Here is a 24,510-nt window from a genome sequence, read left to right as displayed (position 1 = left end):
AGGAATTCTCATGAATGAAATACTAAACGCTGTGATCTCTGTAGAGTTTGCACTCCTAATACTTGTAATAATACTCCTAAAATCTTCAATTAAATTTGTTCCTCAAAACAGAGCATACGTTATTGAGCGTTTTGGTAAATTCAATAAATCTATCGAAGCCGGTTTAAACTTTCTTGTGCCGTTTATCGATGTTGTTGCCTACGATCGTTCACTTAAAGAGCAAGCAGTTGATGTTCCAGGGCAATCAGCTATCACAAGAGACAACATCTCTTTAATTGTTGATGGTGTATTGTATTTCCGTGTTTTAGACCCGTACAAAGCGTCTTATGGCGTTGATGACTATGTATTTGCCGTTATCCAGTTATCGCAAACTACTATGCGTAGTGAAATAGGTAAAATGGAACTCGATAAAACGTTTGAAGAGAGAGACTCTTTAAATACTAATATCGTTGCGGCGATAAACGATGCCGCTGCACCTTGGGGTGTACAGGTTTTACGTTATGAAATAAAAGACATAGTTCCACCGCAGTCTGTAATGGAAGCGATGGAACGTCAGATGAAAGCTGAGCGTGAAAAGCGTGCTCAAGTTTTAGAGTCTGAAGGTGATCGTCAAGCAGCAATTAACGTTGCAGAAGGCCAAAAGCAAGCTCAAGTACTTGCTGCTGAAGCTGAAAAGTTAGAACAAATATTAAAAGCTGAAGGTGAAGCTAAAGCTATTATGCAAGTGGCTGTTGCCCAAGCAGAGGCCTTAGAAACCGTTGGTAACGTTGCCAAAACTGAACAAGGCCAAAAGGCGATACAATTAGATTTAGCAACTAAAGCGATTGGCGCGAAAGAGGCCATTGCTAAAGAATCTTCAATTGTACTTTTACCAGACAATGCAACAGACGCTAGTAGCATGGTAGCTCAAGCTATGAGCATTATTGGCACGATGAATAAAAGCTAACAGGAGCCGTTATGACTTTTTTTGAAAACACAGCACAAATGTTAATGGCCGCCGGTGTGATAATGGCGGCAATAGACATAGTGTTACTTGGATTTGCTACGTTCTTTTTAACGCTAGTAGGTCTAGCCGTATTAACGACGGGGATTTTACTTCATTTTGGTATTATCACCGATAGCTGGACGATGTTGTCATTATCTATCGCCGTTTTATCAGGTTTATACAGCGCACTGCTGTGGAAACCATTAACTAAACTGCAAAAGTCTCAGCCAAAAACAAATGTTCACTCAGACTTATTTGGTCACCAGTTTAGGCTAGAGACGGGCGTTAGCCCAGAAAGTGCAGGTAGCTATCAGTACTCAGGTATTACTTGGAGAATTGAGAGTGACGAAGAGTTGGTGGCTGGAACTCAAGTTGAAGTGACCGACATTCAAGTTGGAATGATGACGGTCAAGTCATTAGGCAAGTAACACAACGATAGATGAGGTTGAGTTACACCGTTTCGAATAATGTTCTTACGTTATTTAAGGTGTACTCAATTTCGCTAACCTTTAATGGCGCTATGAAAATAGTGTCATCACCCGCGATTGTTCCTAATACACCTTCCGCTTTACCTACAGAATCTAATAAACGTGCAATAAGCTGAGCAGCACCAGGGCTTGTTTTTATAATAACCATTGCTTCATTGTGGTTGATATCCAAAACTAATTGGCGAAGTGGGCTTTTTGCAGTAGGCATCCCAAGCTCAGCTGGAAGGCAATAGACCATTTCTTGTTTCGCATTACGTGTGCGCACCGCGCCAAAACGAGTAAGTAGACGAGATACCTTTGATTGACTAATATTGTCAAAACCTTGATTTTTTAATGCGTCGACGATATCTATCTGTGAACCGAATCGTTCTTCGTTTAAAAGTTCTTTAAATGCTTTGATTAATGCTTCTTGCTTGTTTTGCGCCATTGTATTTTTTCCTTGCCAGCTACTCGAGCGGAATTTTAATGCATTTCAACATATAATACTAATTGCGAATTGAGTTTTCGCCGAACTTTCAGTATGGTTGCGGCAAAATTTACTTCTCGATCATTGATTAAAATTGGAGATTAATATGAAAGTTGCAGTATTAGGTGCCGCTGGTGGTATCGGTCAGGCTTTATCGCTATTACTTAAAACTCAGTTGCCTGCGGGTTCTGAATTAGCATTATATGACGTAGCACCGGTTGTTCCAGGTGTTGCCGTTGACTTAAGCCACATCCCAACTCAAGTAAAAGTTGAAGGTTTTGGTGCAGATGCGTTAGACAAAGCATTAATTGGTGCAGATATTGTTTTAATCCCTGCTGGCGTACCTCGTAAGCCGGGTATGGATCGCTCTGATTTATTTAATATCAATGCGGGTATCGTTAAGACATTAGTTGAAGGCATTGCAGACCATTGCCCAGAAGCAATGACAGCAATTATCACTAACCCTGTTAATACAACGGTTGCTATTGCTGCTGAAACTTTAAAAGCGAAAGGCAAGTACAACCCAGCTAAATTATTTGGTGTTACTACGCTAGACGTAATCCGTGCAGAAGCATTTGTTGCTGAAGCAAAAGGCCTAAACTGTGAAGATATCGTTGTTCCAGTAATTGGTGGTCACAGCGGTACTACAATTTTACCTCTTCTTTCTCAAGTTGAAGGTGCTGAGTTCACTCAAGAAGAGCTTGAGAAACTGACTCACCGTATCCAGAATGCGGGTACTGAAGTTGTTGAAGCAAAAGCGGGTGGCGGTTTCTGCTACTTTATCAATGGGTCTTGCAGCAGCTCGTTTCTGCTTAAGCCTTGTTGACGCAATTAATGGTGAAGACGACGTATTTGAATACACATATGTTGAAGTGAACAGTGAAGATGCGCGCTTCTTTGCTCAGCCAGTACTAATTGGTAAGAATGGTGTTGAAGAGATTTTCCACTATGGCGACCTAAGCGACTTTGAAGAAAAATGTAAAGCTGACATGATTGAAGGCTTACGTGGCGACATTACTCTTGGTGAAGAGTTTGTAAACGGTAAGTAATATACTGCCTGTTTATATTAAAGAAAAAGCACCTTAGGGTGCTTTTTTTATATCTGAATTATTGTAAGACGTTATTCTACTTGTCTGTATTACTAGCTTTGCTCCTGCTCCTGCCTCCAGGCCCACCAAGAGTACGCAACGGGAATAAGCGCGGCTGGAAGCACCACTATGGGAAGAACGAACTTTAGGACTTGATTGTCGATAAGAGGAATTAGAACAATGATGAGTAAACCTGCGATCATGAATAGTTTCCCACCTAGTCGATGAGTCTTTTTCCAAACACTGTCACTACTTAGTGTCCAGGGTGTTTTTATTCCAATAAAAAAGTTGCTTCTCGTTTTAGTCATGTAGTTTCCAGTTACTATGAATAATGCACCTACGGCTGACAAAATAACTTTATGCATTTCAAAATCAACGCCCATTATCAAAGCGATATAGCTTGCTTCAATCACCGCAAAAAATACGATGATAGCCGTTATTATGGCTTTTGCGGCTTGGAGTGAATCTAGTAAGTTCTGTTTTCTAGGCTCAATATATTTAAGCACGAACAACAATGTCAGTGTACCAATCATAATGGCAGGCGGCATTAATAGAGCGTGAGTCGCATCAGCGAAGCGATCTACTTCTCCATTTATGTTCCAATGGATAGGAAGAGTTAAACCCTCTGGGAGGTTAACCAGTGTTGCTACACTCGCAATAACGGTGGCAAGTGTAATTAAGATACTAACCTTTACTGAATTCATACGTTGTCCTTTTCATTTTTACTATTACTACCAAACAAGTTTATTAACCCACTCATTAACTCTTCAACTACAGAGGTATTAAGTGAATATGTAATGGTGGTTCCTGACTTAACGGTTACGACAAGTCCAGCCTCCTTTAAGACATTGAAGTGACCTGACAATGTAGATTTTGCGATATCTATTTGCTCGGAAATATCGCCAGCAGTGAGATCTTCTTTTTTAGCATAGCTAAGATCTCCCGCCTTACAGGGCTCGACAATGCTTGATAAATATCAGCCATAAATTACCTTTATTTATAATCTGTATTTCGTAACTTACCGAAATAACAAAAAGTAAACAAGTGTTATTTCGGTTTTTTACGAAATAACAGGCTGGTCATTAAATAAATAGAAAAAAAATAGAAAAACAAATAGAAAAATAAACAGATTGGTTTATTCCGCGAAGATATTTTGAGAAGGAGGTTAAACGCTACTCGTCATTCTCATTGGGAATGTGTGAAGTTAAAGCATGCTTGTTGAGAATGTCTCTTAAGTCTCCATTTTTTCGTATGGTAATTATGGCCTCATTTATTTTTTTAAGGTGTATTAAGTTCTCAATACGAAGACGTAATCGAATTAACCCAGTGGTATGAACCAGAGGGAAATCAATATCAACGTCATGCACTTTAGCCCAGTGTCGGGCTACTTCCCGCTCAAGAATAGCGACTCCGAACCGATCGTTCTTTAAACCTAAAATAACTTGTTGCTCATTTAAAAAATCGATTCGATTAAATTTGTTGTCATTAAGATAAAAATATCCCGCGATAGTACCAATGTCTTTACCAAAGTATGAATGAGGGGAGGTGAGATTATGCTGAGTTGCTTTTTTTACAACAAACATTTCTGATATTTGGAAGATGGGCTCAGTAACCACAAACTTAGATTCATCAATACCATTTGTAAACCACTCTAAACACATAAAATCAAAGTCAACTAAGCCACTAAGAAGTGCTTTTTCCGCTCGTTTAGGAGGAAAGTTAACAGATTTAAAAGGAATGCCAGAAATATTAGAAATGCGATTTATCACTTCTTCAAACACACCAATACTACCGGCATTAGCACCTTTCTGATATGGAATCCAACCGCCTGTCTGGCCCAAGTCATAGTAGAGTATATCGTTATGTGTTTTAGATTTTTTGGGGTTGGTAAGGCTTCAAGTTTGCAGCTAGTAACCAAGCACAACAAAACCAACAGAGATATCAAGACGTTCATAGCTGGTAAACCTAGTTAAAAATTAAATAACAGAAATGGGTGCATTTATTTAACTATAGATGGTTTTAATACTGTCGTATTACTTTATTTATTAGGTAATTAGTGGAGGCGGCCTGAGGAGCTATAGATTATCAGGCCGATGTTTATTAGGCTGTGCGATTTACGGCAGTATGGGCTAAGCCTATTAATGCTTGTTTAAATGGATTGTCCTGAATCAAAGATAATGCTTCAATTGCTTTATCTGCTTCTATTTCGGCTTTTTCAGTAACGTATTCAATGGCTTTAGTTTCCTTTAATGCCAACATGATAGCGTCAAAGTTGTCCATTCCATTTGCATTTTCTATGGCGTCTTTTATGAGTGCAGTTTGTTGCTCATTGCCATTCCACATTGCGTAAAGCAAAGGTAATGTTGGTTTCCCTTCTGCAAGATCATCGCCTACATTTTTTCCCATATCGTCGGCATCAGAACTGTAATCCATAACATCGTCAATTAACTGGAATGCGGTGCCTAAATGCATGCCGTAAAGCTGCATGGCTTTCTCAATGTTCTCATTCGCACCAGAAATGATTGCAGCTAACTGAGTCGCAGCTTCAAATAAACGGGCTGTTTTGCCATAGATAACATCAAAGTAACTTTTTTCTGTGGTATCTGGATCATTACAGTTCATTAACTGTAAAACCTCGCCTTCAGAAATTGTGTTTGTAGCATCTGCCAAAATATTCATGACTCGCATTGAGTCTAGCGTTACCATCATCTGGAAAGAGCGGGTATATAAAAAGTCACCAACCAAAACACTGGCTTGATTACCAAAAACAGCGTTTGCTGTTTCCTTTCCTCTGCGCAGAGTAGACTCGTCTACTACATCATCGTGCAGTAGTGTAGCAGTATGAATAAACTCTATGATTGCAGCTAAAGTGTGATGCTTATCACCTTTATAACCAAGAGCCTGGGCAGCCAAAACAGTCAGCATGGGCCTTATTCGTTTGCCACCACTATTAACGATATACATCCCTAATTGGTTAATTAAAGCGACATCAGATTTTAATTGCGCTGCTATGCATGCGTTTACTTCTTGCATGTCATTTTCAGCCAGTTCGAGAATGTTTTTTATATTCATGTACCGCAGTTTTTGGTTGCTTATGATTTTGAGACCGCAGTTTACCTGACAAACAAAAAATACCCAAAAAATTATCGATTAAGTCCAATAATTGAAGGATATAAGTGGGCAAATTCGCAAAATACAAACTTTTATTAAATTAAAGGCAAATTACACTTGCGCTGATGGCCGTAGTCATTTAGAATTCGCGCCCTGTTTTACAGAATTAATTTGTGCGAAAAGCGCACAGGAGACGGAGTAATATGTACGCGGTATTCCAAAGTGGTGGTAAACAACACCGTGTTGCTGAAGGCCAAACCATTCGTCTAGAAAAACTTGACGTAGAAACTGGTTCTACAGTTGAGTTTGATCAGGTGTTATTAGTTGCTAACGGTGACGATGTTAAAGTCGGTAGTCCAATAGTTGCTGGTGGAAAGGTTTCAGCTGAAGTTGTTTCTCACGGTCGTGGTGAGAAGATTAAAATCGTTAAATTTAAACGTCGTAAGCATTCACGTAAACAAGCGGGCCATCGTCAATGGTTCACTGAAGTGAAGATTACAGGCATTAACGCTTAATTAAGAAGGTACTTAAAAATGGCACATAAAAAGGCTGGTGGTAGTACTCGTAACGGTCGTGATTCAGAAAGCAAACGTTTAGGTGTTAAGCGTTTTGGTGGCGAATCAGTATTGTCTGGTAACATTATCGTTCGTCAACGTGGTACTAAATTCCACGCTGGCACAAACGTTAGTATGGGTCGTGATCACACGTTGTTCGCTACTTCAGACGGTAAAGTAAAATTCGACGTTAAAGGTCCTCTTAACCGTAAATACGTAAGCATCGTAGCTGAATAAGGCTGACGGTAGTTACAAATTTGAAACCCCGCTATTGCGGGGTTTTTTGTTTGTTAAAAACATAGTAGTAGCAGACTGGCAGACTTAGCGCTTCAGTCTTATAGTTACAAGTGATTTAATCAAAGAGTTAGTTGGCTAAAATGAAATTTGTAGATGAAGTTGAAATAAAAGTCGACGCCGGAGATGGTGGTAATGGTGCCGTTTCTTTCCGTCGTGAAAAATATGTTCCCATGGGTGGCCCAGACGGCGGCGATGGTGGCGACGGTGGCGACGTTTATTTGCTAGCTGACGAAGGGTTGAATACGTTAATAGACTACCGTTTTGAGCGTTTCCATACAGCTCAGCGCGGTGAGAATGGCAAAGGTCGTCAATGTACAGGTTTCTCGTGGTGAAGATTGTATCTTAAGAGTACCAGTTGGTACTCGTGCAAGAGATTTAGATACTGGCGAGATAATTGGTGACTTAACAAGAGTTGACCAAAAGCTATTAGTTGCAAAAGGCGGTTTCCATGGTTTAGGAAATACTCGTTTTAAAAGCAGTGTAAACCGAGCTCCTCGTCAAAAAACTAATGGTACGCAAGGTGAAATCCGTAACTTACAGCTTGAGCTATTATTGCTTGCCGATGTAGGTATGTTGGGTCTACCAAATGCTGGTAAATCAACGTTTATTCGTTCGGTTTCAGCAGCAAAACCCAAAGTAGCCGATTATCCATTTACAACTCTGGTACCTAACCTAGGAGTTGTGCGTGCAGGTAATTCTTTTGTTGTCGCTGATATTCCTGGTTTGATAGAAGGCGCAGCTGATGGCGCTGGTCTAGGGATCAGATTTTTACGTCATTTAGAACGTTGTAGAGTATTACTTCATCTTATTGATATTTTACCTATAGATGGTTCAGATCCAGTTGAAAATGCCAAAGTCATTGTTGGGGAATTGGAGCAATATAGCGAAAAGTTAGCGGCTAAACCTCGTTGGTTAGTATTTAACAAAATTGATTTGATGCCGGAAGATGAAGCTAATGAACGTTGTAAAGAAATTGCTGAACAGATAGGTTGGGAAGGTCCAATTTATCAGATATCAGCATCTCAAGGTTTAAACACTAAAGAGCTTTGCAATGATTTATCTGACGCGCTAGAAGACATGCCTCGTGAAGCTATGACGAAGGAAGAAGAGAAAGTCGACTTCCAGTGGGACTCATACCACAACACGGCTATGGATGAACACGATGAAGATGACGACGATGATTGGAACGAAGACGACTACGACGTTGAAGTAATTTATAAACCTTAATAGTTTATAACTAGTCTAGAATTATCTATTATAGCCTTCCTATTCGGAAGGCTTTTTTATACAGCGGACTTATGACAAAAATATCACTTATAGCAGCAATGGCCAAAAATCGTATTATTGGTAAAGACAATGACATGCCTTGGCATATGCCAGCAGATCTTAAACACTTTAAAAAGGTAACGTTAGGCAAACCAGTTATCATGGGGCGAAAAACTTTTGAGTCAATTGGTAGGCCGCTGCCAGGTAGGCAAAATATTGTAGTGACGCGAGATGATAATTGGCACTTTGACGGCGTTACTTCGGTTAATAGTACCGACTCTGCATTAGCTTTAGTGGCAGGTGTTGAAGAGGTAATGGTTATAGGTGGTGGTAACATATATAAACAGTTCCTGCCGAAGGCTGACACTCTATATCTTACGTTTATAGATTTGGACGTTAAAGGCGATACTGTGTTTCCTGACTGGTCTGAAGTTGGAAACTGGAAAAAAGTTGAACAAGAAAGCCACTTGTCAGACGAAAAAAACCAATACAATTATGAGTTCGTAACATTGCAGAAGTTTGAATGATAAACTTTTCAGCAATGGTTGGACTTGATATACTAAAATTCTGTGGTAGTGTTCAGAAAATTTAAAAAAAGAGAATCAAAATGAAGTCAATTGTAGCTTTTTTATCAACTGTCGTATTGTTGAGCGTAATGTCGGTAAGTGCACCGGCTAAAGCAAACGACGTAGCGTCTTTCTTAGCGGGTGTTTGTGACAACGTAGCGAGCGACAATAAAGGTCGTTTTCGCAAAAAGCTGAAGAACGCTGGTGTTAAATTAAGAAATATTTATGATGGTGTTACTTGTGGTGGTGAACCTTTAGTTCGTTATGCAATGCAAAAAAATGCAAAAGCGGTAGGCGTATTTATGGTTAAGCGTATGCCAGCTTCTCACTTTGCAAGTTCAGGCGATTTAGACTGGGCTGCTGCTAATGGTTTTGGTGATTCAGATATTGCGAAAGCAATTGCAAAACGTTAATCGTTAATCTCTAAAAATAAAAAAAAGCTGCTTGAGCAGCTTTTTTTATGCCTGAAAACCCAGACAAAAGTTAAGTTATCAAAAGGTTTGTCTACTTACGTTACTTATTCTTGCGTTTTTAAGGAGTGAACTTAAATTTAAGGGCATCAGAAAGTGGCAACGGCTTGCTAATATAATAGCCCTGTGCGTAAGTCACGCCGATATCATCAAGGTGGTTAAATATCTCTTTTGTTTCAACAAACTCAGCAACACTGTGCTTTTTCAAAACCTTAGCAACATTAGCAATAGCAGTAACTAATGTTCGATCTATATCACTAGAAATCATATCTTTTACAAAACTGCCGTCAATTTTTACGGAGTGCGCGGGTAACTCTTTAAGGTAAGAAAAAGTACTAAAGCCAGTACCAAAGTCATCAATCGAAAATTGACATCCTATTAAGCTCAGCTGTTCAATCATTCTTCTGGTGCCACTGACATTCGTTAAACTAGCAGACTCGGTCAGTTCAAATATAATGCGCTCTCCTGATACCTGATAAAAGGATAGCTTTTCCTTGATCAAGGGCAACAGCCTTTCATCTGAGAACGCTTGACCAGATAGATTTATTGCTACTTTGTGTAAACCTGGGTTTTCTTTAATAAGTTTGATCGTTTTGTTAATCACCTGATGATCTAAGAAACTAACATCCTCTGCACGTTCCAAGGCAGGAATAAACTCGTTAGGGTAGGTAATAGATTCGTTAATTTGAAGACGAACGAGCGCTTCAAAGTAACCCACGCAGTCATTTTTGTAGTCCCAAACAGGCTGAAAGTGCATCACAAGTTGATCATCAATGACGGCTTGCTGAAGCTTTTGCACCCATTTCATATTGTCTAGTTGCTTTGTAGAATCCACATCATCAGTTTCATAGCTATGAGTCCTATTTCTACCTTTCTTTTTGGCAACGTAAAGTGCAATGTCGGCTTGCCTTAGGTATTCCGCAGGTGTCGATACACCGTCAATTTCAGACACGCCTATTGATGCGCTAATTTTATAAGTTGTATTCCCAAACTGAAAATGAGCAGCGGCTATTTGTTGGCAGATACTTTCGCCAATATTAATAGCATTCTGTAGTTTTGTTTCAGCTAAAAGTATTATGAATTCGTCACCACCAACACGACACAAGATGTCGGACTGTCGCAGTCTTAATGTTAGGATTTGGGCTACTTCTTTTAATACTAAATCACCCATTTGATGACCTTCAGTATCATTGATAACCTTAAAGTGATCTAAATCGATGTATAACAAACTGTGGGTTTCTTTACCGCGTGAAGCTAACAGAGTTAGTCGACTCAATTCATTGTCAAAATAGTAGCGGTTATAAAGGCCAGTTAACGTATCGTGCAATGCAAGGTGTTGTAACTTTTCCTCTGCTTGTTTTCGGTCATCAATATTATCTAAGGTAGCCGTAATGCCTTGTACAAAACCATCCATGTAAAGTTGATGTAAACGGATTTCTACCCAAACTGAATTGTTTTTCACTGTTTTAATTTTTAGCTCAGCGGTCGTACTTGTGACAGACTGCATTAAAATGCCATTCAATTGGTGATTAAAACGCTGTGATCCTAGTTCGTCAAACTCAATAAACTCAACAAGAGGAAGGTTAAGTGAATCTTCAATACTATATCCAGTTAGTGCCTCCCAAGCCTTATTAACAAATTTAATTCTACCGGTTGTATCTAGTTCTAATACAACGGAGCTCAGATTTTCAAGCAGTTTAGTATGTGCATCAGACAAGTTTTGAAACTTTTGTTTGCTCAACTCAAGTAACGTTACTTTTTCTGCAAACTGCTTGTTACTAATAATAAAGTCATTTCGTTGTGCAGCTCGTTCACAAACATTAATAATTCTGGATACGTTAATCGGGTTGTAAATAAAGTCACTTGCGCCGTGGATCATATAAAACTCCGCACGGCTTGTATCGTTTTTAGGAACAATGACAACCACTGATAATTCTGGCTTTTCTTGCCTGATGGTATTTAACAGTGCAAGTGTCGCGTCGTTTTCAAGATCACTATCAATAACTACAAGATCAACATTTTGCTGTCTAATAATCGCCAGACCTTGCTTTGCACTCTCTGCTTCAACGGTAACAAACTTGCTAGAAAAAAGGTTGTTTAACTGGTCACTAAGAGCTGGGTCACTAATAACGGAAAGGGTGGTCAGTCTTGTGTTTACTGGGATTTGGCTAGAAAAAGCATCTGCTAAAATCTCATTTAATCTAGCAATTTCTTCCGTGGTTACTACAGCGTTAATGCCAAAGGATTTAGCCGTGGCCTCGGCGATTCGCTCGCAGTGTGTATCGGTTATTAATACAATAGGTATTTGTTTATCACATTGATAAATGTCAGAGCGAATTAAACTCGAAAGGCTCCAACCATCTACCTTACCAATTGAAATTTCGGAGATAATAAACTGATACTTGGTTTGCTTTAAATGCTCAATTGCCGTTTCACTATCAGGGACTACATCAATATCGAAAAGTTGCAGGTTACTAATTTTTTGCATCAGTAATCTTTTAGTATGGAAGTTTGGTGAAATAAGTAATAACGGCAACAGCTTGGACATCGAATCAACCATATAAAAATAAACTCACCTAACTGTATAAACTAAAACTCAATTTAACAAGTGATCTCTTTGTAAACAGTCTGTTTTTGTGGGGTAAGGTCAAAAACACTGGTACAATACCCACCAAATTTTTTATGATGTTGAGGTCTAAAGTGCAAGTCGCTGATTTTCATTTTGAATTACCAGAGCAGTTAATTGCTAAGGCGCCTAAAGCTGAGCGTACAGCGAGTCGTTTGATGCAACTTGATGGTAATAGTGGTGATATCAATCACCGTAACTTTGCTGATATTGTTGAATTAGTAGAACCTGGTGATCTATTGATTTTTAACGATACGCGTGTCATTCCTGCCCGAATGTTTGGTCAGAAGTCAACGGGCGGTAAAGTTGAAATCTTAGTGGAAAGAATGTTGGACGAACACAGCGTTTTAGCACACGTTAGAGCAAATAAAGCGCCTAAACCTGGCAATGTTATCGACTTTGAAGGTGGTTCATCTGCAACTATGGTCGCCCGTCACAATGACTTGTTTGAGCTTCACTTTGGTGATGACAGTAAAGTTTTAGAGATTTTAGAATCAGATGGTCATATGCCACTACCGCCTTACATTGACAGGCCTGATACTGAAGACGATAAAGAACGTTACCAAACGGTTTACAACGATAAGCCTGGAGCAGTTGCTGCGCCAACGGCGGGATTGCATTTCACCGATGCCCTACTAGAAAAAATAAGAGCCAAAGGCGTTAATACGGCATTTGTAACGCTTCACGTTGGGGCTGGTACTTTCCAGTCTATTCGCGTTGATAGTGTGACCGACCATAAAATGCATTCAGAGTATGCAGATGTTCCTGAATTAGTTGTAAAGGCTATTCAAGAAACAAAAAGTAACGGTAAACGTGTCATTGCTGTTGGTACTACATCGGTTCGTTCGTTAGAGTCAGCTGCTTGGAAAAGTGGTATGGAAGACGGCAAGATTTCGGACTTAAAACCGTTTACTGGCGAGACAGATATTTTTATTTACCCAGGTTATGAGTTTCAAGTAATTGATGCCATGGTAACGAACTTCCATTTGCCAGAATCCACCTTGATTATGTTAGTGTCAGCGTTTGCTGGTAAGGCTAATATCTTAAACGGTTACAACGAAGCGGTGGCCAATGAGTATCGCTTTTTTAGTTATGGCGACGCGATGTTTTTAACTAAGCAAAATAATACAAAGTAAAAGTAGTGAATTGCCTATCAAAATAGGCGATTTTCGCACCGGCATTCGATATAATGGCGGCAAATTTAAGCTAGGTAACTAGTGACTTAAAGCAGAATTTAAGAGACGCACATGAAGTTTGAATTAATGAACACTGACGGCAAGGCTCGTCGCGGAAAACTGCATTTTGAGCGCGGAACAGTAGAAACTCCCGCTTTCATGCCTGTTGGTACTTACGGTACGGTTAAAGGCATGACGCCAGATGAAGTGAAAGAGACAGGTGCTCACATTTGTCTAGGTAACACGTTTCACTTAATGTTACGTCCTGGTACAGAGATCATCAAAAAACACGGTGACCTACATGACTTCATGGGTTGGGATAAACCAATCCTTACTGACTCAGGTGGTTTCCAAGTGTTTAGTTTAGGTGATTTACGTAAAATCTCTGAGAAGGGTGTTGAGTTTCGTTCACCAATTAACGGTGAAAAAATCATGCTTACGCCAGAGCGTTCAATCGCGGTTCAACGTGATTTAGGCTCTGACATTGTTATGATTTTTGACGAATGTACGCCATACCCAGCGACACGCGAAGAAGCCAAATCATCGATGGAATTATCGCTTAGATGGGCAGATCGTTCAAAACAAGAGCACGGCGACAGTGAGTCAGCTTTGTTTGGTATTGTCCAAGGTGGTATGTATCCAGACTTACGTGAAGTTTCATTAGCTGGCTTAGAATCAATTGGGTTCGACGGTTATGCTATTGGTGGCTTGTCAGTGGGTGAGCCAAAAGAAGACATGATCAACATTCTTGATACAACGGCTTATAAATTACCAGAAAACAAACCTCGTTACTTAATGGGTGTCGGTAAGCCAGAAGATTTAGTTGAATCCGTTCGTCGTGGTATCGACATGTTTGATTGTGTAATGCCAACGCGTAATGCTAGAAATGGTCACTTGTTTATCACTGGCGGCGTAATCAAAATTCGTAACGCAAGACATAAAGACGATACTTCTCGCCTTGATGACAACTGCGATTGTTATACCTGTGAAAACTACTCTCGTGCTTATTTACATCACTTAGACAAGTGTAATGAGATTTTAGGTGCGCGTTTGAATACCATTCACAACCTTAGATACTACCAACGTGTGATGCAAAGCTTGCGTGATGCGATTGAAGAAAACCGCTTGGAAGAGTATGTTGCTGAGTTTTATGCTCGTCGCGACTTACCAGTTCCACCTTTATCGGATGAAGGTGCGCCAGCAGTTAACGCTGAATAACAAAATAAAAATAACTAAGGCTGGCTATTGTAAGTGCAATAACCAGTCCTTATATCAATCATCATAATTTAAAAAATATAAGAAACTATTTTAGGGGATTCCAATGAGTTTATTTATTTCTAACGCCCACGCTGCTGCAGGTGCTCCAGGCGCCGCTGCTGGTCCAGACATGATCATTATGTTAGTGATTTTTGCGCTAATTTTCTATTTCATGATTTACCGTCCACAGGCAAAACGTGTAAAAGAGCACAAGAACCTTGTAAGCTCTTTGAGCAAAGGTGATGAAGTGTTAACAGCCGGTGGCCTAATCGGTAAAATCACTAAAGTATCTGACGACAAAGACTTCGTAAAAGTAGAGCTTGCAGAAGGTACAGAAGTGATGGTTCAAAAAGCGTCTATTAACACTGTATTGCCAAAAGGCACTATCAAGTCAGTGTAATAAACTGAACAACCAGCCGGATATCGGCTGGTTTTTTTATATTTGAAAATCGAAAAGGGTTCATTCGTGTTAAACAAATATCCAATGTGGAAATACGTAATGGTGGTGATGATTTTACTCATCGGCGCTTTGTATTCTGCTCCTAACTTATATGGTGAAGATCCTGCTATCCAGGTTTCTGGCCTACGCGGTGCTCAAGTATCAGAAGTTATACTTGATGATGTACTTAAAAAATTAGACGCTGCTGAAATTCCTTACAAAAAAAGTGAATTAGCAGATGACCGTATTTTGGTTCGTCTTACAAATGAAGAAGATCAATTAAAAGCTAAAGAAGCAATTGGTGACTCTTTAGGTGATGAATATATTGTTGCGCTGAACTTAGCTCCGGCTACGCCAGAATGGTTACAAGCCTTTGGTGCTAGCCCACTTAAACTTGGCCTTGATCTACGTGGCGGCGTTCACTTCCTAATGGAAGTTGATATGAACGAAGCAATGAATAAGTCATACACGCAAATGGTGCAAGACTTTAGAGCTGATTTACGCGAAGAAAAGTTACGTTACCGTGGCATTAAGCGTGAAATCAAGCTTGATGCAGTTCGTGTTGAAATGCGTAATGAAGAAGATTTAGACGAAGCTCGTCGATTCTTAGCGAAGCGTTATCCAGACCTAGTAGTATCTGACGATTATAATACAGATGAATTTGATGTTCTGATCCGCATGAGCGAGCAAAAAATCAAAGAAACACGCCAGTATGCTGTTGATCAAAACATTACTATTATTCGTAACCGAGTAAATGAACTTGGTGTTGCTGAACCTTTGGTTCAACGTCAAGGTCAAGATCGTATAGTCGTTCAATTACCGGGTGTTCAAGATACTGCTCGAGCTAAAGAAATCTTAGGCGCTACGGCAACTCTAGAATTTAAAATGGTTTATCAAGATGGTGACATTGGCGCTGCAATGCGTGGTCGAGTGCCGCCAAAAGCTAAACTATACGAAAGTGCTCCTCGAGGTCCGGTATTACTAGAGAAACGCGTTCGTTTAACTGGTGATCATATCGTTGACGCTCAGAGCTCTTTTGACGAATACGGCATGCCTCAAGTAACTATTAATTTAGATACTAAAGGCGGCAACAAGATGTCTGCTATGACTAAAGACAACGTTGGCAATCCAATGGCGGTTGTCTTTATTGAATATAAGCCTACAGAGCAAAAAGATGAAAATGGTGTAGCAAAACTTAAGAAAATTGAAGATGTTATCCAGATAGCGACGATTCAAAGTCGTTTAGGACGCCGTTTCTCAATTACAGGTATTGATACCTCTGCAGAAGCTCATAACTTAGCGTTAATGCTTCGTGCTGGTGCACTTATTGCGCCAATTCAGATTGTTGAAGAGCGTACTGTTGGCCCAAGCTTAGGCCAAGAAAATATTAATGCTGGTATGACAGCTGTGCTACTTGGTTTTGGCTTAGTTCTAGTATTTATGTTGTTCTATTATAAAAAGTTTGGCCTTGTTGCAAACGCAGCATTAGCAGCAAACCTAGTATTAATCATTGGTGTTATGTCTATGATACCTGGTGCAACACTTACCTTGCCTGGTATTGCTGGTATCGTTCTTACGGTTGGTATGGCGGTAGATGCCAACGTTCTTATATTTGAACGTATAAGAGAAGAATTGCGAGATAAACGTAGTCCTCAACAAGCAATACACCATGGTTATGATAGTGCTTTCTCAACCATTGCGGATGCGAACATTACAACCTTCATTGCGGCGGTTATTTTGTTTGCCATTGGTACTGGTCCTGTAAAAGGCTTTGCTATTACCTTAGCAATTGGTATTGCCACTTCAATGTTTACTGCAATTGTTGGTACTCGTGCCATTGTCAATGCAGTGTGGGGCGGCAAGAAAATAGACAAGTTATCTATCTGATAGGGCAATAGAAAATGCAATTATTAAATTTAGATTCAAAAGTTATTAATTTCATGTCAATTCGCCGTTATTCAGGCATATTGTCAATTTTATTAGTAATAGCAGCGTTAGGTTCATTTGCTACAAAAGGGCTAAACTGGGGTTTAGACTTTACTGGCGGTAGCTTAATTGAAGTTTCTTTCGAGAAAAGTGCTGATCTTAGAAAGATCCGTTCAGTAATGGACGAAATTGGCTTTGGTGATGCAACGGTTCAAAACTTTGGCTCAAGTAAAGAGGTGTTGATTCGTTTAGCACCTCAAAAGAAGTCAGTTGATGAAGCTAATGGTGAGAAAATTACATCCGCTATGATTGGCGATGTAATTATGGAAGCGCTTCAAGAAATGGATTCTACGGCAACTAAACGTCGTATTGAGTTTGTTGGCCCAAGTGTTGGTGACGAATTAAGAGATCAAGGTGGCTTAGCAATGCTAACGGCGCTTATCTGTATTCTTATTTACGTTGCTCTTCGCTTTGAATGGAGATTCGCTTTAGGTTCAGTTTCAGCGTTAGCGCATGATGTTCTCATTACATTAGGGTTATTTAGTGTATTAGGAATTGAATTTGACCTAACGGTATTGGCAGCCATTTTAGCGGTTATAGGTTATTCCCTTAATGACACCATTGTTGTGTCGGACCGTATAAGAGAAAACTTTAGAAAACTGCGGGAAGGCTCTCCAGAAGAGATCATTAACATATCGTTAACTCAAACGTTAAATCGTACTATGATTACCTCAATTACGACGGCGCTAGTATTGATTGCCCTACTGGTTGTTGGTGGCGAGTTGATTAAAGGGTTCGCGACAGCATTACTATTTGGTGTTGTGATTGGTACTTATTCATCTATCTATGTAGCAAGCTCAATAGCATTAAGCTTAGGTATCAGTAAAGAAGACCTAATGCCGACGGTTATTGAAAAAGAAGGTGAAGATCAAGACCAGTTAATGCCTTAAGCATTAATATGTAAGATATGAAGTAATAATAAAAGCGCTCAGTTGAGCGTTTTTTTTTGCCCGATTGAACGTAAATTTTAGGCTATTAAAATCTAGAGAAGTAACGCAGTTGGTAAATTCCAGGTATAAAAAAAGCAGCCTAAGCTGCTTCTTTTATATACTTTCCGGCATCCTAAAAACTGAATCCATCCAGTCCGTCTTCCTTATAGGCTCCCTGCAGTCAACTCCGTCGACGTCCTGCTCCATGTAATCCTTAAAGTCCTTCTTAAAGCTCCTTGCTTTCCCCTTTCTATCCGTAACGCATCCTACGTATCCGATCCTTTTTTTCCTGGCATCCTGCCTTCCTTGTTCCTTTCCATTAGTGGTGCTCCTGCACTCCTAATTAAATCCCTTATCGCTTCCAGCGTTTCCATTCCCTGTGTGACAAATCCTGTTGCACTCTCGTCGTTAAGTGCTATCTATATTAACTAGAAATTAAAATCTAAGAATATTCAAATAGAGAAAAAAATTACTGATAATTCTTTTAATATTCAATTTTAAGATAATATTTTTCTAAAACAATGATTTAGGGTTCTGGTGTTGCTGATTTGAGCAAAATTTTACTCTAAGTCTGCACTGTTTGTGAGAAATATCTCACAAGCTCTCGGGACAAGTGCACTTTGTTGCTATACTCCAGGAGTAGGTCATTCCCTTATAATTCTTAATTAGGAGCCCAAATGGACGTTGATTTTGTTTATGATACTTATGAGAAGCAGCACCAGTTACATATTTCTGGTGAACACGTTGCAGTGGCCCGTTTCTTAAACGAAATTTTCACACCTAAAAGAGGCGAGACTAAAGCGATTGAGTCTTTTATTTTAGAGATAGAAGGCAAACCAGAATCAATTGCTTTTACCGAGTGGACATTAACCATAGACGGTGACGAAGTATTAATACAACATAATAGTTGCTTTGAATCAACGAACTTTCAATCTGAAGATTCAAGCCTAATGGACTGGGAAATGAAATGCCAGTGCGGCATTGCTGACTTTATCGAATTGCTAGTCAACTGGGTCGACTTTATAGAGTCCACATAAACCCTAACTTCTAAACAACCCTTGAGCTGCCCTTTAATGGTCTTTATCGGCTAATTAAAAACTAAAATGTAATTCTCTAGTTGCAGCTATTGCTGGTAAAAAGCAATACAGTCCTTAATCGCTTTTTGATGTTGTTTATCTTTTGTATTAAACATGAGCCCAATCGCTACCTTTTCATTGTTGCTCTTTTGCCAAGCCACTTGAGCAGGGATCTCAATAAGACTTTGTTGCTGATACTGACTTAAACCGGTATTTGGTAAACGAAGTGCCAACGTCAATTCTTCATTTAACGCGGACTCTGGAATTGAGTTGGTTAGCATAGCGCCAATTCCAGTCTGACTTATATTGCTCGATAAGCCATCAAATTGTCCAAATGGGCCTCGAAGGGTAATTAAATTATGGCCTTTTACTCGTTGTGCTGTGCGTTGTTCGTCAGTAGTTGGTAACTTATCCGTCTCTTTAGGACATAAACTTCTATCTATACTTAAACCTGACAATTGCGCTTTTAAACTGGACGTTAAGTTATTGAGTGTGGTTGATATGTTGGCCGAGTTACTAATTTTAAGGCTATTATTTGATATGGTTTTAAATAAAGCGTTTAGCTGAGTGTTCAAATTGTTAAAGCTATCAATTTGATGGTGGACGACACTCTCAATGTTTTTATTAAGTTCTGAAGTATCAATAATATCCGCTTGCATGGTTTGCACAGAGCTGGCCGTTTCCTTTATTTGCACTTGGCTTTCATTAATATTATCAACTAAAAACTGCATTGAGGATTGCGCATTCGTTACCTTAGAGAGTAATTCATCCAGTATGTTTGTAATTTGCTCTGCTGAACTTTGCGATCTTACCGCTAAGCTTCTTACCTCGTCAGCCACTACTGCAAATCCTCTGCCTTGTTCACCAGCACGAGCAGCCTCTATTGCAGCGTTCAAAGCAAGTAAGTTAGTTTGCGAAGCAATATCTTTGATGGTAGATAAAATAGAATTGATGTTGCGACTAAACTCAACGATTTCTTCTACTTGGTTTGAGGTTTCATCAATATTCGCGGAAACCGAGTCTAATCGAGCAACGGACTGATTTAATGACTGGTAGCTTTTATTAGCTTGTTGTTCAGCAGTTTCTGATTTTTGATTGGCTTGCTGCGCTATTTCCTGTACTTGAGTAGCCACATCATGGACTTTACTTGTCGCTTTTTTTATTTCATTTTCTTTGGCTTTTTCAGCCGCACTCATTGATTCAATTTCATTGGATATTGCAGCGATCTGAAATGCCGACTGCCCCATATGAACGGTAGAGCCTTCAATATTTGTAAGAATTGAGTTTAGCTTTTTTAACACTAAGTTAAAATGATGTTCAAGAGCGCCAATTTCATCACGGGAATGTATAGTAACGTTTTTTGTTAGGTCGCCTTTTTCAACGGCTTCTAAAGACTCAAGTAGAGTGAGAATAGGCGCAACAAAAATTCTAGCGGCAATCATTATGATAAAAAACTGCAAACCAAACTGTAGTAAAGAATCCCAAATGGAAGTGATGTAAAACGCATCAAGTTGCTGCTGCATACTTTTATGTAACACAGGATCGCTAGTGGTAGATTCGACCAGCTCAATTAAACGTTTTAATTCATTTGATGCAAGTAAACGATTGTAAATAGTAGTGATCATGGCAATAGCCATAAAACCAAGCTGCAGCTTCCATCGGAGGCTTAGGTTTAACCAAAAAGATTTCATGCCGTATATTTCTTATTTTTATTATTATTTGAACAGGCTTAAGTCTATGTCGACTCAATTTCAGATTACTTTAAAGTTAACGCTAAAAGCAAAGGAAATGATTGTTTTTCAGGCACAAAAAAGCCCTCACCAAAATGTTTGGCAAAGGCTTTGTATTTAATACGGCAAAAATTTACTTAGTGGGTGTGACCACAACCGCCAGCACCATGGACGTGTCCATGAGCAATTTCGTCAGCAGTAGCTGCACGAACTTCCAATACTTCTACGTCAAACTTAAGATCAACACCAGCAAGAGGGTGGTTTCCATCAACCGTAACTGACTCGTCGTCTTTATCAACAACAATAACAGTTTGTTCGCCATTATCTGTGCTTGCGCGCAATTGCATGCCAATCTCAACTTCAAAGTCAGCAAACATTTCGCTACCAACTTGCTGAACTAGGCCATCCATGCGAGGACCATATGCGTTATCAGCATCAACAGACACTTCAAAAGTATCGCCTTTTTCATGACCATTCAGTGCGTCTTCTAGGCCTTCAATTAAGAACTTTGAACCTTGGATAAAAACCAGAGGATCATTATCGTAAGAGCTATCAATTAGGTTGTCTTCTTTGTCTTTAACCGCGTAATGCATTGTAACAACGGTATTTTCTGCGATCTTCATAAGGATCCTTAGTCTTGGTCAAGTGAGTATGGGAGAGGTAACAAACGAAAATGTTGATCACTCTCAGAGTCTAAATAAATCTTATCGTTTAAATCTGTATCGTTTGGTAAAACAAGTTGAGCTGTGGTTTTACCATTATAAGTAGTGCTGTTAATGACTTTACCACTAGCACGGCGGTTATTATTCATGGCTTTAAATACGTCATCACCTGCAGTTAGATCATATTCACCGTCGGTCTCAGCTAAATATAAAGCACGTTTATTCTTACCAAGGTAGCGCATTCTCGCCACCATTTCCTGGCCCATGTAACAACCTTTGTTAAACGAAATATAGTTCAACGCTTGCAGGTTGATCATTTGAGGCACGTATTCGCCAATCGTTTTTGCGAAAAGGTGGGCTCGCCCTGACAGAACTTCATTATTCCACCATTCGTTTGAACTATCTGCTGTTACCGTTAATTCTTCACGGCTTAGCACTAAAACGTGGCCTTGAGTTAATTCAATACTCTTCTGTGATACAACGGCTTCATTACTTCCGTATATGTGCCAGTTGTTAGTATCGTCTGTAATGTCTGTTTTTGAGAAAACGCCATACTTATTAAGTTCAGCTAATGAAACTTCAGCGCTCTCTTTTGTCATCACTAAATAAAGCGCGTCGTTTTGTTCAAAGGCAATAAATGTAGACCATGCTTTACCTTTGGCGTTGCAGTGGGCGCCTGCCTGCCACTCAGATGCTTTAATATCGTCTACGTTACAAGTAACTTGGCCTTGCAAAAACGAATGGCTTTGCTCGCCACTTAACTTAATAACGGCAAATTGTGATAGTGAAACTATAGAAGTCATGGCATTCGCTTAAAAAATTAATAATGTTTGAATATGGGGATGAAACACTTAAGAACAAGGGTATTTTAGCGAACATCAAAAAACATTGACACCTTTTTGAAAATGCTCGGTATAATCAATCTATCATTCGTTAAGAAAGTGAATTTTAAATAATGTCAGAGTCAAAATCGCAAGTTGTTTATGTAGATAAAAGTGGTAAAAAGTTTCTTCTTGATTCTAAACCAAAACTAAAGTGGGCTTGCCGCCGTGGCATGTTAGAGCTTGATGTTTTGCTCGAACCATTTGTTGACGAAGCTTATGACGCGTTATCCACTGAAGACAAGTCTTCATTTCAAAGACTATTAGCGTGTGAAGATCCAGAGCTATTTGCTTGGTTTATGGGGCATAAAAAATGTGAAGATCAGGATCTAGATAAGGTTGTGAAAATAATCCTGAACCGAGTTAAAGCACACTAATTAGTAAATAGCGCTACACTCACAATATGACCGAGCGTAGCGACTTTCCTCAACAATATAACAATCAATTTGACCTCATTGTTAGGCCGCCTTCACGTTGGCGCTGGGCATATTGGTTACTGTTTTTATTGGTGTTTAATCCCAGCTTATTAGTATTAGCGATTATTCTGCTAATAGAACACCGCTACTCTTATTACAGCTTGAGCCATTCTTATTCCATTAGTGAAGTTAATTTAAACCCTCTATTTGGCGGGATTATTGGTCCTGTCGCACTGGTTTTACTTGAGGAACAAGAAAGCCATGCAGGCAAACTTATGTGGGTATTTAAAGATCAAGTTGGGTTAAAGCAATGGCGGCAATTAAGCCGCATGCTAAATATGCCATTACAGTATAAGGCTGAGCGTTAAGGAATTAAAACCGTCGGCGTTGAGCTTGGCAATGTTTCTGGGTAATCAATGGTGTAATGTAAACCTCTGCTTTCTTTTCTCGACAGTGCGCTAGTAACAATTAGCTGTGCGACTTGTACTAAGTTTCGCAATTCAAGTAAGTTATTACTCACTCTAAAGCTAGAATAGAACTCGTCAGTTTCTTGTTTAATTAACTCAATGCGTTTGAGTGCTTTTTTCAAACGCCGATCAGATCTAACTATTCCAACATAGTCCCACATTAATAATCTTAATTCGTGCCAGTTATGGCTAATCAAGATGTCTTCAGCAGAAGAGGTGACTAAGCTTTCATCCCAGTTTGGGATAATGACATCTTGGTGTGGGTTATCTAAATTTAATAAGATTTGTTGAGCCGCCCCTTGTGCAAAAACAATGCATTCCAAAAGGCTATTACTCGCCATTCTGTTTGCGCCATGTAAACCTGTATAAGCCACTTCGCCAATAGCAAAAAGATTATCAATATCTGTTTTACCGGTTAAATCTGTCATCACGCCCCCACAAGTGTAGTGAGCGGCGGGAACCACAGGGATTTGCTCTTTAGTGATATCAATACCTACTTTTAAGCAGGCAGCGTATATCGTTGGAAAATGCTCTAGGATAAATTGTTCATCTTTGTGAGTGATGTCCAAGTACATGCAGTCAGCACCTAAACGCTTCATTTCAAAGTCGATGGCACGAGCGACGATGTCTCTTGGTGCAAGCTCGCCTCGCTCATCAAAGTCGGGCATAAAACGAGTACCGTCAGGACGACGTAATTTTGCGCCTTCGCCTCGCATCGCTTCTGAAATAAGGAAGTTTTGGGCTTTTTCATGATACAAACTAGTTGGGTGGAACTGATTAAATTCCATATTTGCAACACGACAACCCGCTCGCCACGCCATGGCAATACCATCACCGCTGGCAATATCTGGGTTAGAAGTATATTGATAAACCTTACTTGCGCCGCCAGTAGCTAAGGTAATAAATTTGGCATGGACGACTTCAACTCGTTCTTCATTTCGATTCCAAACATAAGCACCGTGCACTTTTTTTGCAGTTTCAGGCAAACTAACCTTTTCACTTGTCACTAAATCTAAAGCATTAAATCGTTCAAATAAACGAATATTTGGATGTGCCTTTACTCTATCAAGTAACGTGGTTTGCACAGCCTTGCCAGTTGCATCAGCTGCATGAAGGATTCTTCTGTGGCTATGACCTCCTTCACGAGTTAAATGATATTTACTTAAACCGTCGGGGCCAGTGACTTGGTCAAACGGGACACCTTGGTCAATTAACCACTGCATAGAAGTTTTTGCATGACTGGCGGTGTGAATCACAGCTTCTTCATTACATAAAAGGCCACCGGCAATGAGCGTATCTTGAACGTGAGATTCAATACTGTCGTTTTCATCAAAAACGGCGGCGATGCCACCTTGAGCATATAGTGTAGAACCCTCTTTTAATGCCGATTTACTTAAAATGATGACATTTGCCTTGTCGGCAATGCTTAAAGCCAGTGTTAATCCGGCAGCACCGCTACCAATAATCAAACAATCTGTTGAGTGTTGCGTTTCATTCGACATTAAAAATTTACCAAGTCAGTCATTGTGTTAAGCTCTATTTTTACTAGAGATGGCGGCAAAAGGAAGGCGTTAA

At 39.6% G+C, this 24,510-nt stretch carries 24 protein-coding genes and 2 pseudogenes; 16 read left to right on the top strand and 10 right to left on the bottom strand.

What is annotated here, in order from left to right; genetic code table 11:
* Nucleotides 1-10: 10 nt before the first annotated feature.
* Together GNP35_RS08795 and GNP35_RS08790 are read left to right on the top strand one after the other, a co-directional pair.
* Nucleotides 11-946, top strand: a complete 936-nt coding sequence (locus tag GNP35_RS08795) for an SPFH domain-containing protein (RefSeq protein ID WP_155695747.1) — start codon at nucleotides 11-13, stop codon at nucleotides 944-946.
* A gap of 11 nt (nucleotides 947-957) precedes the next feature.
* Nucleotides 958-1,413, top strand: coding sequence for an NfeD family protein (locus GNP35_RS08790; RefSeq protein WP_155695746.1), 456 nt, complete (start codon nucleotides 958-960; stop codon nucleotides 1,411-1,413).
* 22 nt (nucleotides 1,414-1,435) lie between these two features.
* Here GNP35_RS08790 and argR read toward each other — a convergent pair whose 3' ends face one another.
* Nucleotides 1,436-1,900 carry a transcriptional regulator ArgR gene (gene argR, locus GNP35_RS08785; RefSeq protein ID WP_155695745.1) on the bottom strand — a complete coding sequence of 155 codons (465 nt, stop codon included), beginning with the start codon at nucleotides 1,898-1,900 and terminating at the stop codon, nucleotides 1,436-1,438.
* Between the two features lie 145 nt (nucleotides 1,901-2,045).
* Between argR and mdh the strand changes: the two are divergent.
* A pseudogene (gene mdh / locus GNP35_RS08780) lies at nucleotides 2,046-2,988 on the top strand (malate dehydrogenase).
* A 92-nt stretch (nucleotides 2,989-3,080) separates the two neighbouring features.
* Here mdh and GNP35_RS08775 read toward each other — a convergent pair.
* From GNP35_RS08775 to ispB, 4 genes are all read right to left on the bottom strand, one after another.
* Nucleotides 3,081-3,731 carry an SdpI family protein gene (locus GNP35_RS08775; RefSeq protein ID WP_155695744.1) on the bottom strand — a complete coding sequence of 217 codons (651 nt, stop codon included), beginning with the start codon at nucleotides 3,729-3,731 and terminating at the stop codon, nucleotides 3,081-3,083.
* Entirely contained in the window at nucleotides 3,728-3,991 is a 264-nt protein-coding gene (locus GNP35_RS16555; protein WP_414153691.1) for an ArsR family transcriptional regulator, read from the bottom strand. Before GNP35_RS16555 ends, GNP35_RS08775 begins: the two co-directional genes overlap by 4 nt.
* A gap of 208 nt (nucleotides 3,992-4,199) precedes the next feature.
* On the bottom strand, nucleotides 4,200-4,868 hold the full coding sequence (locus GNP35_RS08765; protein ID WP_155695743.1) for a substrate-binding periplasmic protein: 669 nt from the start codon (nucleotides 4,866-4,868) through the stop codon (nucleotides 4,200-4,202).
* Nucleotides 4,869-5,127: 259 nt separating this feature from the next.
* Complete coding sequence (gene ispB, locus GNP35_RS08760; protein WP_155695742.1) at nucleotides 5,128-6,099, bottom strand: octaprenyl diphosphate synthase; 972 nt, start codon at nucleotides 6,097-6,099, stop codon at nucleotides 5,128-5,130.
* A gap of 242 nt (nucleotides 6,100-6,341) precedes the next feature.
* Between ispB and rplU the strand changes: the two genes are divergently transcribed.
* The 5 genes and pseudogenes from rplU to GNP35_RS08735 all read left to right on the top strand — a co-directional run bounded on the left by rplU (nucleotide 6,342) and on the right by GNP35_RS08735 (nucleotide 9,234).
* Nucleotides 6,342-6,653 (top strand): 50S ribosomal protein L21, encoded by a 312-nt coding sequence (rplU, locus tag GNP35_RS08755; RefSeq protein WP_155695741.1) that lies wholly within the window; start codon nucleotides 6,342-6,344, stop codon nucleotides 6,651-6,653.
* 18 nt (nucleotides 6,654-6,671) lie between these two features.
* The gene (gene rpmA, locus GNP35_RS08750; RefSeq protein WP_155695740.1) at nucleotides 6,672-6,929 is read left to right on the top strand and encodes a 50S ribosomal protein L27; all 258 of its coding nucleotides are present in this window, start codon (nucleotides 6,672-6,674) and stop codon (nucleotides 6,927-6,929) included.
* Nucleotides 6,930-7,069: 140 nt separating this feature from the next.
* Nucleotides 7,070-8,216, top strand: a pseudogene (gene cgtA / locus GNP35_RS08745) (Obg family GTPase CgtA).
* Nucleotides 8,217-8,287: 71 nt separating this feature from the next.
* Nucleotides 8,288-8,782, top strand: coding sequence for a type 3 dihydrofolate reductase (gene folA, locus GNP35_RS08740; protein ID WP_155695739.1), 495 nt, complete (start codon nucleotides 8,288-8,290; stop codon nucleotides 8,780-8,782).
* A gap of 80 nt (nucleotides 8,783-8,862) precedes the next feature.
* Nucleotides 8,863-9,234 (top strand): DUF3718 domain-containing protein, encoded by a 372-nt coding sequence (locus GNP35_RS08735; protein WP_155695738.1) that lies wholly within the window; start codon nucleotides 8,863-8,865, stop codon nucleotides 9,232-9,234.
* A 118-nt stretch (nucleotides 9,235-9,352) separates the two neighbouring features.
* Here the strand turns inward: GNP35_RS08735 and GNP35_RS08730 are convergent, their stop codons facing one another.
* The gene (locus GNP35_RS08730; protein ID WP_196492467.1) at nucleotides 9,353-11,779 is read right to left on the bottom strand and encodes an EAL domain-containing protein; all 2,427 of its coding nucleotides are present in this window, start codon (nucleotides 11,777-11,779) and stop codon (nucleotides 9,353-9,355) included.
* Nucleotides 11,780-11,991: 212 nt separating this feature from the next.
* Between GNP35_RS08730 and queA the strand changes: the two genes are divergently transcribed.
* The 6 genes from queA (at nucleotide 11,992) to GNP35_RS08700 (ending at nucleotide 18,740) form a co-directional block, all read left to right on the top strand.
* The gene (gene queA, locus GNP35_RS08725) at nucleotides 11,992-13,053 is read left to right on the top strand and encodes a tRNA preQ1(34) S-adenosylmethionine ribosyltransferase-isomerase QueA (RefSeq protein ID WP_330997752.1); all 1,062 of its coding nucleotides are present in this window, start codon (nucleotides 11,992-11,994) and stop codon (nucleotides 13,051-13,053) included.
* Nucleotides 13,054-13,164: 111 nt separating this feature from the next.
* On the top strand, nucleotides 13,165-14,310 hold the full coding sequence (gene tgt, locus GNP35_RS08720; RefSeq protein WP_155695736.1) for a tRNA guanosine(34) transglycosylase Tgt: 1,146 nt from the start codon (nucleotides 13,165-13,167) through the stop codon (nucleotides 14,308-14,310).
* A gap of 103 nt (nucleotides 14,311-14,413) precedes the next feature.
* Nucleotides 14,414-14,749, top strand: a complete 336-nt coding sequence (yajC, locus tag GNP35_RS08715; protein ID WP_155695735.1) for a preprotein translocase subunit YajC — start codon at nucleotides 14,414-14,416, stop codon at nucleotides 14,747-14,749.
* 66 nt (nucleotides 14,750-14,815) lie between these two features.
* The gene (secD, locus tag GNP35_RS08710) at nucleotides 14,816-16,675 is read left to right on the top strand and encodes a protein translocase subunit SecD (RefSeq protein WP_330997751.1); all 1,860 of its coding nucleotides are present in this window, start codon (nucleotides 14,816-14,818) and stop codon (nucleotides 16,673-16,675) included.
* Between the two features lie 14 nt (nucleotides 16,676-16,689).
* Entirely contained in the window at nucleotides 16,690-17,664 is a 975-nt protein-coding gene (gene secF / locus GNP35_RS08705; RefSeq protein WP_155695734.1) for a protein translocase subunit SecF, read from the top strand.
* Between the two features lie 716 nt (nucleotides 17,665-18,380).
* A complete protein-coding gene (locus GNP35_RS08700; protein WP_155695733.1) occupies nucleotides 18,381-18,740 on the top strand; it encodes a YacL family protein in 360 nt (119 codons plus the stop codon).
* Nucleotides 18,741-18,826: 86 nt separating this feature from the next.
* Here GNP35_RS08700 and GNP35_RS08695 read toward each other — a convergent pair whose 3' ends face one another.
* The 3 genes from GNP35_RS08695 to ygfZ all read right to left on the bottom strand — a co-directional run bounded on the left by GNP35_RS08695 (nucleotide 18,827) and on the right by ygfZ (nucleotide 21,974).
* A complete protein-coding gene (locus tag GNP35_RS08695) occupies nucleotides 18,827-20,470 on the bottom strand; it encodes a methyl-accepting chemotaxis protein (RefSeq protein WP_155695732.1) in 1,644 nt (547 codons plus the stop codon).
* A 176-nt stretch (nucleotides 20,471-20,646) separates the two neighbouring features.
* Nucleotides 20,647-21,132 carry an FKBP-type peptidyl-prolyl cis-trans isomerase gene (locus GNP35_RS08690; RefSeq protein WP_155695731.1) on the bottom strand — a complete coding sequence of 162 codons (486 nt, stop codon included), beginning with the start codon at nucleotides 21,130-21,132 and terminating at the stop codon, nucleotides 20,647-20,649.
* Between the two features lie 8 nt (nucleotides 21,133-21,140).
* Entirely contained in the window at nucleotides 21,141-21,974 is an 834-nt protein-coding gene (gene ygfZ / locus GNP35_RS08685; protein WP_155695730.1) for a CAF17-like 4Fe-4S cluster assembly/insertion protein YgfZ, read from the bottom strand.
* Nucleotides 21,975-22,126: 152 nt separating this feature from the next.
* On the opposite strand from ygfZ, the gene GNP35_RS08680 reads away from it, so the two are divergent.
* Complete coding sequence (locus GNP35_RS08680; RefSeq protein ID WP_155695729.1) at nucleotides 22,127-22,429, top strand: FAD assembly factor SdhE; 303 nt, start codon at nucleotides 22,127-22,129, stop codon at nucleotides 22,427-22,429.
* A gap of 26 nt (nucleotides 22,430-22,455) precedes the next feature.
* Complete coding sequence (locus tag GNP35_RS08675; protein ID WP_155695728.1) at nucleotides 22,456-22,836, top strand: hypothetical protein; 381 nt, start codon at nucleotides 22,456-22,458, stop codon at nucleotides 22,834-22,836.
* Here GNP35_RS08675 and nadB read toward each other — a convergent pair.
* A complete protein-coding gene (gene nadB, locus GNP35_RS08670; protein WP_155695727.1) occupies nucleotides 22,833-24,437 on the bottom strand; it encodes an L-aspartate oxidase in 1,605 nt (534 codons plus the stop codon). The genes GNP35_RS08675 and nadB overlap by 4 nt on opposite strands.
* Nucleotides 24,438-24,510: the final 73 nt, after the last annotated feature.

The organism is Psychrosphaera haliotis (genome assembly GCF_009728465.1).
GTDB classification, from domain to species: Bacteria; Pseudomonadota; Gammaproteobacteria; order Enterobacterales; family Alteromonadaceae; genus Psychrosphaera; species Psychrosphaera haliotis.
Note: the sequence above shows the minus strand (reverse complement) of the source record. Positions and strands in the feature narration are given on the sequence as shown.